This is a genomic window from Brevundimonas poindexterae (assembly GCF_020524625.1).
Lineage (GTDB): Bacteria > Pseudomonadota > Alphaproteobacteria > Caulobacterales > Caulobacteraceae > Brevundimonas > Brevundimonas poindexterae_A.
In genome coordinates, this window is sequence record NZ_JAIVLL010000002.1 from 529,740 (window position 1) to 544,002 (window position 14,263).

Annotated in this window: 10 protein-coding genes; 6 read left to right on the plus strand and 4 right to left on the minus strand. The window is 68.1% G+C overall.

The genetic code is table 11. From position 1 onward, the window contains the following. Positions 1–24: 24 nt before the first annotated feature. Positions 25–1,542 (plus strand): histidine--tRNA ligase, encoded by a 1,518-nt coding sequence (gene hisS, locus LC068_RS08990; RefSeq protein ID WP_226636459.1) that lies wholly within the window; start codon positions 25–27, stop codon positions 1,540–1,542. 324 nt (positions 1,543–1,866) lie between these two features. Here hisS and LC068_RS08995 read toward each other — a convergent pair whose 3' ends face one another. Then, complete coding sequence (locus tag LC068_RS08995; RefSeq protein WP_226636460.1) at positions 1,867–4,014, minus strand: M13 family metallopeptidase; 2,148 nt, start codon at positions 4,012–4,014, stop codon at positions 1,867–1,869. 166 nt (positions 4,015–4,180) lie between these two features. On the opposite strand from LC068_RS08995, the gene LC068_RS09000 reads away from it, so the two are divergent. The 3 genes from LC068_RS09000 to LC068_RS09010 all read left to right on the plus strand — a co-directional run bounded on the left by LC068_RS09000 (position 4,181) and on the right by LC068_RS09010 (position 7,579). Next, positions 4,181–6,067 carry a cation:proton antiporter domain-containing protein gene (locus tag LC068_RS09000; RefSeq protein ID WP_226636461.1) on the plus strand — a complete coding sequence of 629 codons (1,887 nt, stop codon included), beginning with the start codon at positions 4,181–4,183 and terminating at the stop codon, positions 6,065–6,067. A gap of 127 nt (positions 6,068–6,194) precedes the next feature. After that, the gene (locus LC068_RS09005; protein ID WP_226636462.1) at positions 6,195–6,848 is read left to right on the plus strand and encodes a TetR/AcrR family transcriptional regulator; all 654 of its coding nucleotides are present in this window, start codon (positions 6,195–6,197) and stop codon (positions 6,846–6,848) included. Positions 6,849–7,093: 245 nt separating this feature from the next. Continuing rightward, positions 7,094–7,579: a DUF805 domain-containing protein gene (locus LC068_RS09010; RefSeq protein WP_226636463.1), complete on the plus strand. Its 486-nt coding sequence runs from the start codon at positions 7,094–7,096 to the stop codon at positions 7,577–7,579. 32 nt (positions 7,580–7,611) lie between these two features. Here the strand turns inward: LC068_RS09010 and LC068_RS09015 are convergent, their stop codons facing one another. Beyond that, the gene (locus LC068_RS09015; RefSeq protein WP_226636464.1) at positions 7,612–8,727 is read right to left on the minus strand and encodes an aromatic ring-hydroxylating oxygenase subunit alpha; all 1,116 of its coding nucleotides are present in this window, start codon (positions 8,725–8,727) and stop codon (positions 7,612–7,614) included. Between the two features lie 123 nt (positions 8,728–8,850). On the opposite strand from LC068_RS09015, the gene LC068_RS09020 reads away from it, so the two are divergent. Then, on the plus strand, positions 8,851–9,774 hold the full coding sequence (locus tag LC068_RS09020; RefSeq protein ID WP_226636465.1) for an alpha/beta fold hydrolase: 924 nt from the start codon (positions 8,851–8,853) through the stop codon (positions 9,772–9,774). A 129-nt stretch (positions 9,775–9,903) separates the two neighbouring features. Continuing rightward, positions 9,904–11,997: a transglycosylase domain-containing protein gene (locus tag LC068_RS09025; RefSeq protein WP_226636467.1), complete on the plus strand. Its 2,094-nt coding sequence runs from the start codon at positions 9,904–9,906 to the stop codon at positions 11,995–11,997. Here LC068_RS09025 and LC068_RS09030 read toward each other — a convergent pair. Continuing rightward, a complete protein-coding gene (locus LC068_RS09030) occupies positions 11,994–12,713 on the minus strand; it encodes a M48 family metallopeptidase (protein ID WP_226636470.1) in 720 nt (239 codons plus the stop codon). The genes LC068_RS09025 and LC068_RS09030 overlap by 4 nt on opposite strands. Further along, positions 12,685–13,959, minus strand: a complete 1,275-nt coding sequence (locus LC068_RS09035; RefSeq protein ID WP_226636472.1) for a polyhydroxyalkanoate depolymerase — start codon at positions 13,957–13,959, stop codon at positions 12,685–12,687. Before LC068_RS09035 ends, LC068_RS09030 begins: the two co-directional genes overlap by 29 nt. Between the last annotated feature and the right edge of the window lie 304 nt (positions 13,960–14,263).

Consider the following 14,263-nt stretch of genomic DNA (forward strand, 5'->3'; position numbering starts at 1 on the left):
GGGGCGATGGCGTAATCGCCCCCCATGAGCACCGACACGCCCGATGACGCCCCGAACGCCGAAGCCGCCCGTCCCGAAGCGCGGGGTCCACGGGGATTTCAGGACCGTCGTGGACCCGACCTGATCGCCGAACGTCGCATCGTCGAGCGGGTCTCGGCCGTCTATGAGCGGTGGGGTTTCGAGCCGCTCGAGACCTCGGCCTTTGAGTATGCCGACGCCCTCGGCAAATTCCTGCCGGACGCCGACCGCCCGAACGAGGGTGTGTTCGCCCTGCAGGACGACGACGACCAGTGGATGGCCCTGCGCTACGACCTGACGGCGCCGCTCGCCCGCTATGCCGCCCAGAACTGGGAGACCCTGCCCAAACCGTTCCGGCGCTATGCCTTCGGGCCCGTCTGGCGCAACGAAAAGCCGGGCCCGGGGCGCTTTCGCGAGTTCATCCAGTGCGATGCCGATACGGTCGGCTCGGACCGGCCCGAGGCGGATGCCGAAATCCTGGCCCTCGCGGTCGAGGGGCTGACGGCGGCGGGGCTGGACCGCGACCAGGCCCAGATCAAGGTCTCGAACCGCAAGCTGTTCGACGGCCTGTTCACGGCCGGCGGCATCGACGATCCGGCCCGGCGCCTGACCGCGCTCCGGGCCATCGACAAGTTTGACCGCCTGGGCTGGGAGGGCGTCGCCGCCCTGCTGGGCGAGGGCCGTCTGGACGAGTCGGGTGACTATACCAAGGGGGCCCAGTTGCCCGGACCGCTGATCGCCACGATCGAGCGGTTCCTCGCATCGGCGGGCGACGCCGCCCTCAGCCGGGCCGACACCCTGTCCGCGATCGCCCGCGCCGGGGACCTGGGGGCCGAGGGGGATCAGGCCCTGAAGGAACTGCAGGCCGTCGACACGGCGCTGGGCCTGATGGGGGTGGATGAGGCGGCCGTCCGGTTCGACCCGACCGTGGTGCGGGGGCTCGAGTATTACACGGGTGTGGTGTTCGAGGCCGAGCTGCTGCTGCCCACCACCGACGAGAAGGGCCGGCCGGTGCGCTTCGGCTCGATCGGAGGCGGCGGGCGCTATGATGATCTGGTCGCGCGTTTCACCGGCCAGAGCGTGCCGGCGACGGGCTTTTCCTTCGGTGTCTCGCGCCTCGCCGCCGCCCTGCGGGCCAGCGGCCGGGACCCGGCGGGCGAAGTGCGCGGGCCGGTCGTGGTGATCGCCTTCTCGGACACCGACATGCCCCACTATCTGGGCGCGGTGGCCGAGCTGCGCGCCGCCGGCATCGCTGCCGAACTCTATCTCGGCCGGGCAGGCATGAAGGCCCAGATGAAGTATGCCGACCGCCGGGGCGCGCCCGTGGTGGTCCTGTTGGGCGGCGACGAGATTGCCTCGGGGCAGGTCACTCTCAAGGACCTCGACGCCGGGCGCCGGCTGTCGCAGGCGGTCTCGGACAATGCCGAATGGAAACAGGCGCGTCCGGGCCAGCAGACCCTGCCGAGAGGCGAGATGGTCGCCGCCATCCGGGCCATTCTCGAAGGATCGTCAATAAGCGGCTGATCCGAAGGCTGACTTATCGACGATCAGTCAAGAAAATGGCGGATTTCGCCTTGGCTTTGATTGACTTGGCCGGTCCGGATCGTATGAATGAACCACTCGAAGCGCGCGACGCGGTGCGACGCGCAAACTTCGTAGGCGTTTCGGGGAGGAAACGTCCGCTCCTAGACGAGCGAGAAGAAGCCCGCCGCGATGTATCCCCCGCGGCGGGCTTTTTTCATGCCTGAAACCCAACGCGCGCCAGGCCACCTCGAAGGCGGCCCTCTGCGCCCATGAAAAAGGGGGCCGCCCCTGCGGGCAGCCCCCTCTTCCAGTCTGCGATGGCGACTACCAGAGGCGGACGCGTTCTTCCGGGGTCAGATAGTATTTGTCGCCCGGCTGGACGTTGAAGGCCTCGTACCAGGCGTCGAGGTTGCGCACCGGCCCGATCACCCGGAACTGGGCGGGCGAGTGCGGGTCGGTCGCCACCTGGTTCTTCAGGGCTTCGTCGCGGTACTTGCTGTTCCACACCTGGGCCCAGCCCAGGAACACCCGCTGGGTACCCGTGGTGCCGTCCAGGATCGGGGCTTCCTCGCCGTCAAGCGACAGTTGATAGGCCGCCAGACCCAGGGTGATGCCGGCCAGGTCACCGATGTTCTCACCCATGGTCAGGGCCGGACGCACCGGATAGCCGGGCAGCGGCTCATAGGTGCCGTACTGCTCGCCCAGCATTTCGGCGCGGGCCTCGAAGCGCTCGGCGTCGGCGGCCGTCCACCAGTCGCGCAGCACGCCGTCGCCGTCCGACTTGCGGCCCTGGTCGTCGAAGCCGTGGCCGATCTCGTGACCGATCACGCCGCCGATGGCGCCATAGTTGACGGCCGGGTCGGCGTGCGGATCGAAGAAGGGCGGCTGCAGGATGGCGGCCGGGAACACGATCTCGTTCTTGGTCGAGTTGTAATAGGCATTCACGGTCTGCGGGGTCATGCCCCACTCGTCGCGATCGACCGGACCGTCCATGCGCCCCAGCTGGTACTGCCAGCGGAAGGCGCCGGCGCGCTCGACATTGCCGACCAGATCATCGGCGCGAACCTCCATGGCGGAATAGTCGCGCCACTTGTTCGGATAGCCGATCTTCACGGTGAAATTGTCGAGCTTGTAGAGCGCCTGCTCCTTGGTCTCCTCACCCATCCAGTCCAGCTGGCGGATGCGACCGGCCAGGGCCACGCGCAGGTTGGCGACCAGCTCTTCCATCATCGCCTTGGACTCGGCGGGGAAGTATTCGGCCACATAGATACGGCCGAAGGCCTCGCCCATCACGCCTTCCGAGAAGCTGACGGCGCGCTTGTCGCGGGCGCGCTGTTCCGGCTGGCCCGACAGGTCACGGCCGCGGAACTCCCACTGGGCGTCCGAGAAGCGCTGCGACAGATAGGGGGCCATGTCGTCGACGGTGTGGAAGGCCTGCCAGGCCTGCAGCACCGGCATCGGCGCGTCGGCGAAGATCTGGGCGATCTTGGGCAGGGCCGTGTCCTGACGGACCACCAGACGCTCGATGCCGCCCAGGCCCGCCGCATTCAGATAACCGGCCCAGTCAAAGCCCGGCGCGGCCGAAGCCAGTTCGGCCGGGGTGAAGGGGTTGTAGGTCTCGTCACGGTTGCGGTTCTGCTCCGGGGTCCAGTGCGCCTCGGCGATCTGCGACTCCAGATCGACGATCTGCTGCGCCGTTTCAGCGGGGTTTTCCCAGCCGATCATGGTCAGCATGCGCTCGACATAGGCGAGGTACAGCTCCTTCTTGTCGGCGTAACGCTCGTCCAGATAGTAGCTGCGGTTCGGCAGGCCGAGGCCCGACTGGCTGGCATAGGTGATGTAGCGGTCGGGGTCCTTGGCGTCGTCGCCGATGCCGATCCCGAAGAAGGAGCTGCCGAAGCGGCCCTGGGTGCCGCCCATATAGACAGCCATGGCGTCATGGCTGTCGACCGCGCGGATCGCGGCCAGATAGGGCTGCAGCGGCTGGGCATCCAGCGCCTCGATCCGGTCGGTGTCCATATAGGAGCGGTACAGGTCCGCGATCTTGCGTTCGTCGGTGCCGGCGGCCAGCGACGGATCGGCGACCAGGGTATCGATCATCACCTTCAGGCGGTTGTCCGACAGTTCGCGCAGCAGGGCGAACGAGCCGTACGAGGTGCGGTCGCCCGGGATTTCGATCTGGTCGAAGGCCAGACCGTTGGCATAGCGGAAGAAGTCATCGCCCGGCGCGACGCTCAGATCGCGGGCGGCGAGGTCGAAGCCCCAGGTGCCGTAGCGCGGCGCATCCGTGCCCTTCCAGCCCGAACCGGCCGGATCCTGGCCCACGCTCGGGAACAGGGAGAAGACAGTGCAGGCCTCGTCCATGCACTCGTGTTGGTGACCGTCGTCGAAGGTGTGCATCTGCTGGGCGAAGGTGGCCGTGGCCGGCAGCATCAGGGCACCGACAGCGGCACCGATCAGAAGGCGTTTCATTCTCGAACCTCTCGAATTGACGCGGGAAGGCCGCGCCCGGAAATTTCCAGTTCCGGACCCTAGAGCCCCCTCGCAGGGATGCTCCTTAAAAAAAATTCATGATCGGCGGCCCGTCCAGCTTCGCCGTGGGTTTCGCGAGCCCTCGGGGCTGCTGTATGCACGACGGATGGCTCCTCCCCACGGCGACGGCTCCGAATACAAGGACCTGCTGGTCTTCCTCGCGGCGGCCGGCGTGGTCGTGCCCCTGTTCAACCGGATCAAGATCAGTCCGGTCCTCGGCTTTTTGGCCGCTGGCGTACTGCTGGGGCCCGATGGACTGGGCCGGTTTGCCGATGACGCGCCCTGGCTGGCATGGCTGGGGTGGCTGACGCTCGACGATCGCGACCAGATCGCCCAGCTGTCGGAGCTGGGCGTCGCCTTCCTGCTGTTCATGATCGGACTGGAACTGTCGTGGGAACGGCTGAAGTCCATGCGGCGGCTGGTGTTCGGACTGGGGCTCAGCCAGATCGCCATCGCCACGGCCGTCATTGCCGCGGGCTTCATGCTCACCGGACAGACCTTTGTCTCGGCCATGGTGCTGGGGATGGGCCTGGCCCTGTCGTCCACCGCCGTCGTCATGCCGGTGCTGGCCGAGCGGAAGCGGCTGCACGGCACGGCCGGGCGCGCGACCTTCTCGATCCTGCTGGCGCAGGACATGGCGGTCGCCCCCATCCTGATCACCGTGACCGTGCTGGCGACGCTGGCGCAGAGCGGCGGGGACCTGAACCCGGCGGTGCTGGGCGCGGCCCTGCTGACGCTGGCGCCGGCGGCCATCGGTCTGGCAGGGCTGATCCTGCTGGGGCGGCTGGTCCTGCGCCCCATGTTCAAGTCGGTCGCCCGGGCGCGGGCGCGCGGTCAGGGACAGGAGATGTTCGTCGCCGCCAGCCTGCTGGTGGTAGTGGCCGCGGGTTTGGCCGCCCAGGCCGTCGGCCTGTCCATGAGTCTGGGCGCCCTGGTCGCCGGGGTGCTGCTGGCCGAGACCGAATTCCGGCGCGAGGTCGAGATCTCGATCGACCCCTTCAAGGGCCTGCTGCTCGGCGTGTTCTTCATCGGCGTGGGCAGCGGCCTCGACATCGATGCCATTGTCGCCGATCCGCTGGGCGTCATCGCGCTCGCCGTCGCCATCACCGTGGCCAAGATCGGCGTCATCTTCACCCTCGCCCGACGCTGGGGACTGGGTCCGCTGGCGGCGCTGGAGACGGCGCTGGTGCTCGGCCCGGCCGGGGAGTTCGCCTTCGTTATCCTGACGGCCGGCATGGTCGAGGGGGTGGCCCCGCCCGGTATCACCCAGTCGGTTCTGCTGTCCGCCACCCTCAGCCTGTTCACCATCCCCTTCCTCGCCCTGCTGGGCCAGAAACTGGCGACGCGGCGCATCGAGACCCAAGTCGACCTGCCCGCCGCCGCGCTGCAGCCGCCGGACTCGGGCGGACAGGTCCTGCTGGTCGGCTATGGCCGGGTCGGCCGTCTGGTCGGCGAAATGCTGGCCGAGCACAAACAGTCGTTCGTGGCGCTGGACACCGACCCCGGTATCGTGGCGGGTGCCCGCCGCGAGGGGTTGAACGTTCACTATGGCGACGCCGGCCGGCGCGAGATGCTGGAGCTCTGCAATGTGGCCACCGCCCGTGCGCTGGTGGTGACCATGGACGCTCCCGGCAAGGTGGATGAGGTGGTCGAAGCCGCGCGCTCGCTGCGGGACGACCTGATCATCATCGCCCGGGCGCGGGATGACCGACACGCGGTCCGCCTCTACGGCCTCGGCGTCACCGATGCCGTGCCAGAGACCACCGAGGCGAGCCTGCAACTGGCCGAGAACACCCTGGTCGATCTGGGCGTCCCCATGGGGCTGGTGCTGGCCTCGATCCACGAGCGGCGGGACCGCTTCCGCGACGTCTTCCAGAAGGCCCAGACCCGGGCGCCCAATCCGACCTCGCGTCCCAACCGGGCCCTGAGGCGTGGGCTTTCCGCGCCTGACGCCGTCCGTCCGCCTGCGACATCTTCGAACGGGACGGAATAGGTTTCGTTCGCATTTTGGTCATTGTTCGGTGAGAAAGCGGCGTTTCCGCCCTCCCCGGCGATGAACGACCGCGGCTCCCGCCTTTCCGACCCGGCTGTTCATGCCTGTTATTCAGAGTAGCCCCTGTATGCGTGATACCGTTGTGAACCCGACCCCGGCCACCTCCGAAGCCGGGTCGCGCCCGCTCAATCGTCGCCAGGTCGCCAAACAGCGCACCCGCGGCAAGGTGATCGAGGCCTCGCGTCGCCTGTTCGCCCAGCGCGGCTATGACGCCGCCACCATCCGCGACATTGCCAAGGAAGCCGGCATGTCGACCGGCGCCGTCTTCGCCAACTTCCAGGACAAGGCCGAACTGTTCGACACGGTGCTGGCCGAGGACATCGACGCCCTGACCCTGGCGCTGGCGGGCGGCATCAAGGGCGGCTCGGACATGAAGTCGCGCCTGCTGGGCGGTCTGACCGCCGGCTATGAGGCTACGCTGGACCAGCTGCCGCTGGTTCAGGCGGTGGTCGCCCGCGCCTGGCACCAGCCGCTGGAGGACGCCCGCAAGGGCCGCGAGGTCCTGGCCCCCGTGACCAGCCAGATCGAAGATGTGGTTGCCGACGCCATCAAGGCCGGCGAGCTGAAGGCCGGCACCGACGCCGCCCTGGTCAGCGAACTGGTCTGGATCGCCTACCTCGCCAACTATCGCCGCGCCGCCTATGACGGCTGGACCGTCGAGCAGCTGAAGTCGCACCTCGGCAACCAGATCGACATGATCCTCGCGGGTCAGCTCAGCTGATAGGCGCGGCATTCCCCTGAGATCGTTGAAAGGCCGCGATCCCCGTCGCGGCCTTTTCGCTGCGTGGGGCCAGGACGGGTCGGGGTGCATTCGCGACGCATCCGGGTTTTGGGCAGTGTCCGACGCGCACCGGCCTCGCTGGCCCGAAATGTGCGTTTCCGGTTCCGCCTTCTCTTGTCAGGCGAGCGACGTTACGCCACGCTACTGCCATCGCATGACGCCGATCAGCAGCGGGGGACGCTCAAATGACCGACCAGGTTTCGACTTCGGGTTCAGGCTTCGATTTCCAGAAAGCCCTGTTCAGCTTTGAGGGTCGGCTGCGCCGCTCGCATTTCTGGATCGGCTGGCTGATCTGCCTTGGCATCGGCGTCGTCGCCGGCTGGATTCCCCTGATCGGTCTGGTCATCTCGCTCGGCCTGATCTGGCCGAACCTCGCCATCACGGTGAAGCGCCTTCATGACATGGGCCTGAGCGGCTGGCTGGCGGTCATCCCCATCGTGGCCAATATCGTCGGCTTCATCATGATGTTCGTCAGCGTCGGAGCCTCGGCCCTGATGAACTCCGCCGCGCTCGAAAACGAGGACCCCGCCGCCATCATGGCCCTGATCGGGCCGATGTTCGGCATTGTCGCCATCCTGTTCCTGGTGAACATCGGCTTCCTGCTCTGGGTCGGCCTGTCCGAAGGCAAGCCGGGGCCGAACAAGTACGGCCCGAATCCCAAGGGCCTCTGAACCCGCCCGGTTGACCGGGGAGACCTACCGCCTCAGCTCTTCCAGCGCAGGGTTTCCGGCTTGACCGGATTGACGAACGGGCGGGCCTCGGCGCGGCTGTTGGCCCACTCGCGTTTCAGCTGCTGGTACCATTTGGCCTGACGGTCGGCGTCGTCGATCCACAGCATGGCCGGGTCGAAGTCGAGCCCCATGTTCTGCAGGTTCACCATGTCGCCGTCCTGCTTGAGGAAGGCGCGCACGCCCTGCCGCAGGATCGGGCGGGCGAGGGCGAAGATCCAGTGGTCCGACCAGAACATCTGGGTGATGCGGGTGCGGTTGGCGGTCTCGGGCGTCAGGCAGGTCAGGCCCAGCACCTGTTTCTCGCCGACCTCGATGTGCTCCCAGCGATAGCCGGGCAGGCGGAAGGTGATCTCGGTCGCCGGCGCCCCGCCCAGCAGCTTGTAGGCCCGGCTGTTCGACGAGGGGCGGTGGCGGACCATGGCAAAGCCCTGATCGCGTGGCTCGAACGCCTTTTGCTTGTCATGCATGGAATGCTGCGAGCGCCACCACCACTGCTGGTGGACGTAGGGGCCGTGCGCCGGATCCATCAGACCGACTACCGCATGGTCGATGTGGCTGTCGAACACCATGGCCTCGACGAGGCGCGGCGCAGGGCCCTCGGCGCCCGGGAACAGCGGCGGGGCGTGATCGGGCTCGGCCGGACGGCGGGGATCGGACGGCATCCAGACGAACACCATCCCCTGGCTCTCGCGCACCGGGTAGGCCCTGACCCGGATGCGATCGACCTCAAAGTCTGAGTCGTCGGTCAGCGAGGGGATGGCCGCACACTGGCCGTCGGTGCGGAACCGCCAGCCATGATAGGGGCACTCGATCGTCTCGCCCTCCCCCGCATGCTCGACCTGTCGGCCCGCCGACAAAGGCGCGGCCCGGTGCGGGCAGATGTCGCGCAGGGCATAGACCTGACCCGACCGGGTCCGGCCCAGCAGGACCGGCTCGTCCTGCAGCATATAGCGCGCCTGGCGGCCGGGCTTCAGCGCCTCGGCCACTTCGACGAAGTACCAGCAGTCCTTCAGGAAGCCCTTGCCGAACGGCATGGGCGCGGGCCGGTTGCGGGTTTCGCCGGGGATGGGGGTCTCAACTGCCGTCATGACCGCAGTGTTAGGACCACTCCCTTTCCGATGCCAGCCTCCGTCCGAATCCATCGCCGGGGATTGCCTGCGGCCGTTACTTTGTTTTACAAAGCATCCCTCGATCACAGGATACCGGCCGTCATGAAACGCTTCGCCCTCGCCCTCGCCGCCCTTGCCCTGACGTCGACGGCGGCCTGCGCCCAGACTGCGCCGGGCGCCGCTCATCCGGCAGGCGGGCATGGGCATGTCCACGCCGATTTTGACTCGGGCCGCTTCCATGTGCGGGTCGAAGGCGAGGGGCGTGACATCATCCTCATCCCCGGCCTGACGTCCTCGCCCGAAGTCTGGGAGCCGCTGGTCGAGCGGCTGGAGGGCGACTGGCGCGTGCACATCCTGCACGTCCAGGGCTTTGCCGGCGCGCCGGCGAAGGACAATGCCGAAGGCCCGGTCTCGGCCCCCGTCGCCGAGGACATCGCCCGCTATATCGAGGAGCAGGGTCTGGAAGATGTCGTGGTCATCGGCCACTCCATGGGCGGCACCATCGCCATGATGCTGGCGGCCCGCCACCCCGATCTGGTCGACCGGCTGGTGGTGATCGACATGATCCCCTTCATGGGCAATGTGTTCGGCGGCGCCAATGCCACCCCCGAAAGCGTGGCCCCGATCGCAGACCAGATCGCGGCCGGCATGGTCAACTCGACGCCCGAACAGTGGCGCGCCTCGTCCACGGCCAGCATCACCGGCATGGTCCAGACCGAAAGCCTGCGGGCCGGGCCGATCGAGGACAGCGTCAACAGCGATCCCGTCGTGGCCGGCCACGCCATGCGCGAACTGATCGTCACCGACCTGCGTCCGGAACTGGCGTCCATCACCGCGCCGACCGAGGTCATCTATGTGACCTTCAACGGACCGGGCATGAGCCCCGAGGTCACCGACGCCATCTATGCGGCCTCCTATGCCAATCTGGAGGGTGTGGCGCTGAAGCGGATCGACGACAGCGCCCACTTCATCATGCTGGATCAGCCCGACGCCCTGGCCGAGGCGATCAACGCCTTCCTCGACTGATTGTCGTCTTCGTCACGCTTTCGACGGAAATTGCCGGGATGGTGCCGGACCACGGGTCTCCGGGTGATTTCCGTTAAGCGCTTTCGGCGCTAAAAGGCCGCAGGGCTCTGGCTGGGCGAGAGGGTGACTATGGCGGGTAACGCCTTTCTGGATCGACTGAAGCGGGGCCCGGGTGGCCAGGGCCAGAGCAACCTGCTGCAACGCATCCTGTACTGGAGCGTCGTGGCCGGCGTTTGGGGCCTGATCTTTCTGGTCGTCTTCTTTGCCGTGTTCGCCCGCGGGCTGCCGGACACCTCTTCCCTCTATGACATCGACCGCCAGCCGTCCGTCACGTATCTGGATCGCAACGGGGCCCTGATCGCCGTGCGCGGCAGCCAGCAGGCTCCGCCCGCCGATCTCGATGCCCTGCCCGACTATGTGCCGGCCGCCTTCATCGCCATCGAGGACCAGCGGTTCCGCTGGCACCCGGGCTTTGATCCCATCGGCATGGTGCGCGCCATGGTCTCGAACATGCGCGCCGGCCGCGTGGTCCAGGGCGGCTCAACCATCACCCAGCAGCTGGCCAAGAACCTGTTCCTGACGCCCGACCAGACCCTGCGCCGCAAGGGGCAGGAGCTGATGCTGGCCGTCTGGCTGGAGATGAAATTCTCAAAGGACGAAATCCTCGCCCTGTATCTCAACCGGGTCTATTTCGGCGCCGGCGCCTATGGCATCGAGGCCGCGTCCCAGCGCTATTTCGACAAGTCGGCCAAGGACCTGACGGTCGGGGAAGCCGCGCTGCTGGCGGGTCTGCTGAAGGCCCCGTCGCGCTATTCTCCGGTGTCCGAGAGCGAACGCGCCGCCGCCCGCGCCACCGTCGTGCTCGACGAGATGGAGGAGAGCGGCGTCATCACGGCCGAACAGCGCGCCGCGGCCGTTCTGGAGCCGGTGCGGGTGTCGCGGACCCTGGCCACCCAGCACGCCCAGTATTTCGTCGACTGGCTCGACAAGGAGATCCGCGGGCTGGTCGGTGAACCGACCGAGGACCTGATCGTCGAGACCACCCTCGACCTGACGCTGCAGACCGCGGCCGAGCGGGCCGTGAGCAAGGTGCTGAAGGACAACGCCTCGCGCGGGGTCGAACAGGCAGCGCTGGTGGCGCTCGACGGCGATGGACGGGTCCGGGCCATGATCGGCGGCGCCTCCTATGCCGACAGCCAGTTCAACCGGGCCGTGGACGCGCGCCGTCAGGCGGGCTCGGCCTTCAAGCCGTTCGTCTATCTGACCGCCGTCGAGGCCGGCTACACGCCCCAGACCCCGGTGATTGACGAACCGATCCGCATCGGCTCGTGGGAGCCGCGCAACTATTCCGGCCGGTTCATCGGGCGCACGACCCTGTCGAACGCCGTGGCCCAGTCGACCAACACCGTGGCCGTGTCGCTGGCCGACAGTCTGGGCCGGGACAATGTGGCCCGCACCGCGCGGCGGCTGGGCATCACCAGCCGGATCGGCCTGGAGCCCGCCATGGCGCTGGGTGCAGTTGAGGTCTCGCCGGTCGAGATGGCCCAGGCCTACGACGCCTTCGCCAACGGCGGCAAGCGCGTCACGGCCTATGGCATCAGCCGCATCCGCACCCGCGAGGGCCGGGTGATCTACCAGCGGTCGGCCCGTGAGAGCCGTCCCATCCAGGCCATCGCCAACCCGCCGCTGCTGTACATGAACGACATGCTGCGCGGCGTGATCTCGTCCGGGACGGCCCGCTCGGTGGCCATTCCGGGCCGGGACCTGGCGGGCAAGACGGGCACGACCTCGGACTACAAGGACGCCTGGTTCGTCGGCTACACCGGCGGCTTCGTCACCGCCGTCTGGGTCGGCAAGGACGACAACAGCGCCATGCGGGGCGTGACCGGCGGACAGGCCCCGGCGGCCATCTGGCGGGCCTTCATGACAGCGGCCCTGCCCCGGCTGGATGCCCCGCGCATTCCCGACGGCCCGCCCCTGCCCGAAGGCTGGCAGCCGCCGGACGCGGTCGGTGAGCTGATCGGCTCGATGGAAGACCCCTATGCCGACGAGATCGAGCGCGGCATCGAGCCGACGCCCGAACGGCGCGAGCCCGAGCGGCCGTCCCCCGACCAGCCGGTCATCCGCCCGACCACGCCCCAGCCCGAGCGGCGCGATCCGGAAGACCAGCGGCCGGAGCCGGCGCCGCCGCCCGAGAAAAAGGCCGATCCGCTCTTCTTCTAGACCGTCAGGGCGTGCAGCGCCGCGCCGTGCTGTTTCAGCCAGGCGCGGTGCGGAGACGGATCGCCGATCCTCTGCGCCACCACCGCCCAGAAGCGCGGGCTGTGGTCGGCATGGACCAGATGGGCCACCTCGTGCGCGGCCAGATAGTCGAGCACGGCAGGCGGGGCGAGGATCACCCGCCAGGAATAGCGGATGGTACCCCGGCCGGGGGTGCAGGAGCCCCAGCGCGAGCGCGGATCGTTGATCGAGACCTTCGGCAACGGCAGGCCCAGGGCGCGGCAGTGAACCTCGGTCCGGGCGACCAGGGCCTCGCGGGCGCGGCGTTTGAGGAAGTTGAGGATGCGCCGGCTCCAGGCCGCGCCCTCGCCGCCGGCGGCCAGTTCCTCGCCCCCGTCAGCACCGACGCGCAGCCGGGCCGCACCGGCGCCCGGCAGGACGGCCAGGGTGACGGGGCGACCCTCGACAGTCAGCACCTGGCCCGGGGCGAGGCCGACGGGCTCGGGGCGATCGGCCAGCCGGTCGCGGATCCAGTCGGCGCGGGTGCGGGCAAAGGCCACGGCATCTGCCAGCCGGCGCTCGCTGGGGGCGACCAGTACGGCCTCACCCGCGCGGGCGTCGATGCGGATCGAGACCCGGCGGGCCCGCCGGTTGACCGACAGGCGCAGCGGCGCGCCGTCCGCGTCGAGCCTAAGCCGCTGCCCGTCGCGATACGCCACGGGCGGCCTCGTTCCGGGCGATGAAATCGCGCACGCGGGGATAGATGTCGTCCCGGAACCGGCGCCCGTTGAAGACGCCATAATGGCCGACCTCGGGGTGGACATACAGCTCGCGCCGGTCGTCCGGGATATTGGGGCACAGGCCATGGGCGGCCTGGGTCTGGCCGACACCGGAGATGTCGTCCTTTTCCCCCTCGACCGTCATCAGGCCGATGTCGGTGATCTTCGACAGGTCGACCTTGTGCCCGCGGTGCTCCAGCGCGTTCTTCGCCAGCAGGTGCTGCTGGAAGACGATGTCGATGGTCTGGAGATAGAATTCCTCGGTCAGGTCCAGCACCGAGAGATATTCGTCGTAGAATTCCTCGTGTTTCTGGACGCCGTCGCCGTCGCCCTGGACCAGATTCTGGAAATAGTCGAACTGGGCGTCGCGGTGGCGATCCTCGTTCATCGACATGAAGCTGTAGAGCTGGACAAAGCCCGGATAGACCCGCCGCCCGGCGCCCGGATAGGGCAGGGGCACGGTGTGGATCATGTTTGACCGGAACCAGGCGAAGGGCCGGGCCTCGGCCAGACGGTTGGTGACGGTCGGCGACAGGCGCGCATCGATGGGCGAACCCATATAGGTCATGCTGAGCGGCCGGTGCGGATCCTTGTCCTCGGCCATCAGGGCGCAGGCGGCCAGCACGGGCGGTCCCGGCTGGCACACGCCGACCACATGGACGCCGGGGCCGATGGCGGCCAGCATATCGCGGATGTGGTCGATGTAGTCATAAAAGTCGAACCGGCCCTCAAGCATGGGCACCTGACGGGCGTTGACCCAGTCGGTGACATAGACGTCGTGGTCCTGCAGGAAGCCCTCGACCGTGCCGCGCAGCAGGGTCGCATAGTGGCCGGACAGCGGCGCCACGATCAGGACGGCGGGGCCATCCGCGGGCTTACCGGCGCGCTGCAGATCGCCGAGGTTGCGCTGAAAGCGGATCAGGCGGCACCAGGGCGAGGTCCAGATCGTCTGTTCCGTGGTGCGGAGGGTGTGGCCCTCGGCCGTCACCACATCGAGGTTCCAGGCCGGCTTGCCATAGCGGCGGGTCAGCCCCTCGAACACCTCGGCGGCGGCATAGGCCGTGCGCCCGATGGCGGTGTCGGCAGCCGGATTGAACGGGGAGGACCAGAAGGACCGGGCCAGCTGGGCCCCCAGGCGGAAAGGGGCGGCCGAATAGTAGGAGAATTCGTGCAGGGAATAGAGCATGCGTCTCTTCGAATGGCGGCGTGCGGCCGGCCGGACTGTGCAGCGCAGCATAGTTCGCAAGGCACTGCAAAAGGATTATCGGACGCAGAGGTTCCCGGGCGTTCAAACACCCGTGAGGGGAGCGGGCAGGCGAAGGCGCCCGTCCGTGGTGGCGGCGGGTTGGAGGGCAGGCGGAGCGCCGGGCCTTCGCCCGGATGAGAACAAGAAATACCGTTTCGACGAAGACCGACGCTCCGCGCGGTGGTTTTCCGGAAGCTTGCGTCGGGTGGCCGTATTCGGGCCTTACCGCAGCGCCCCCGGCGGG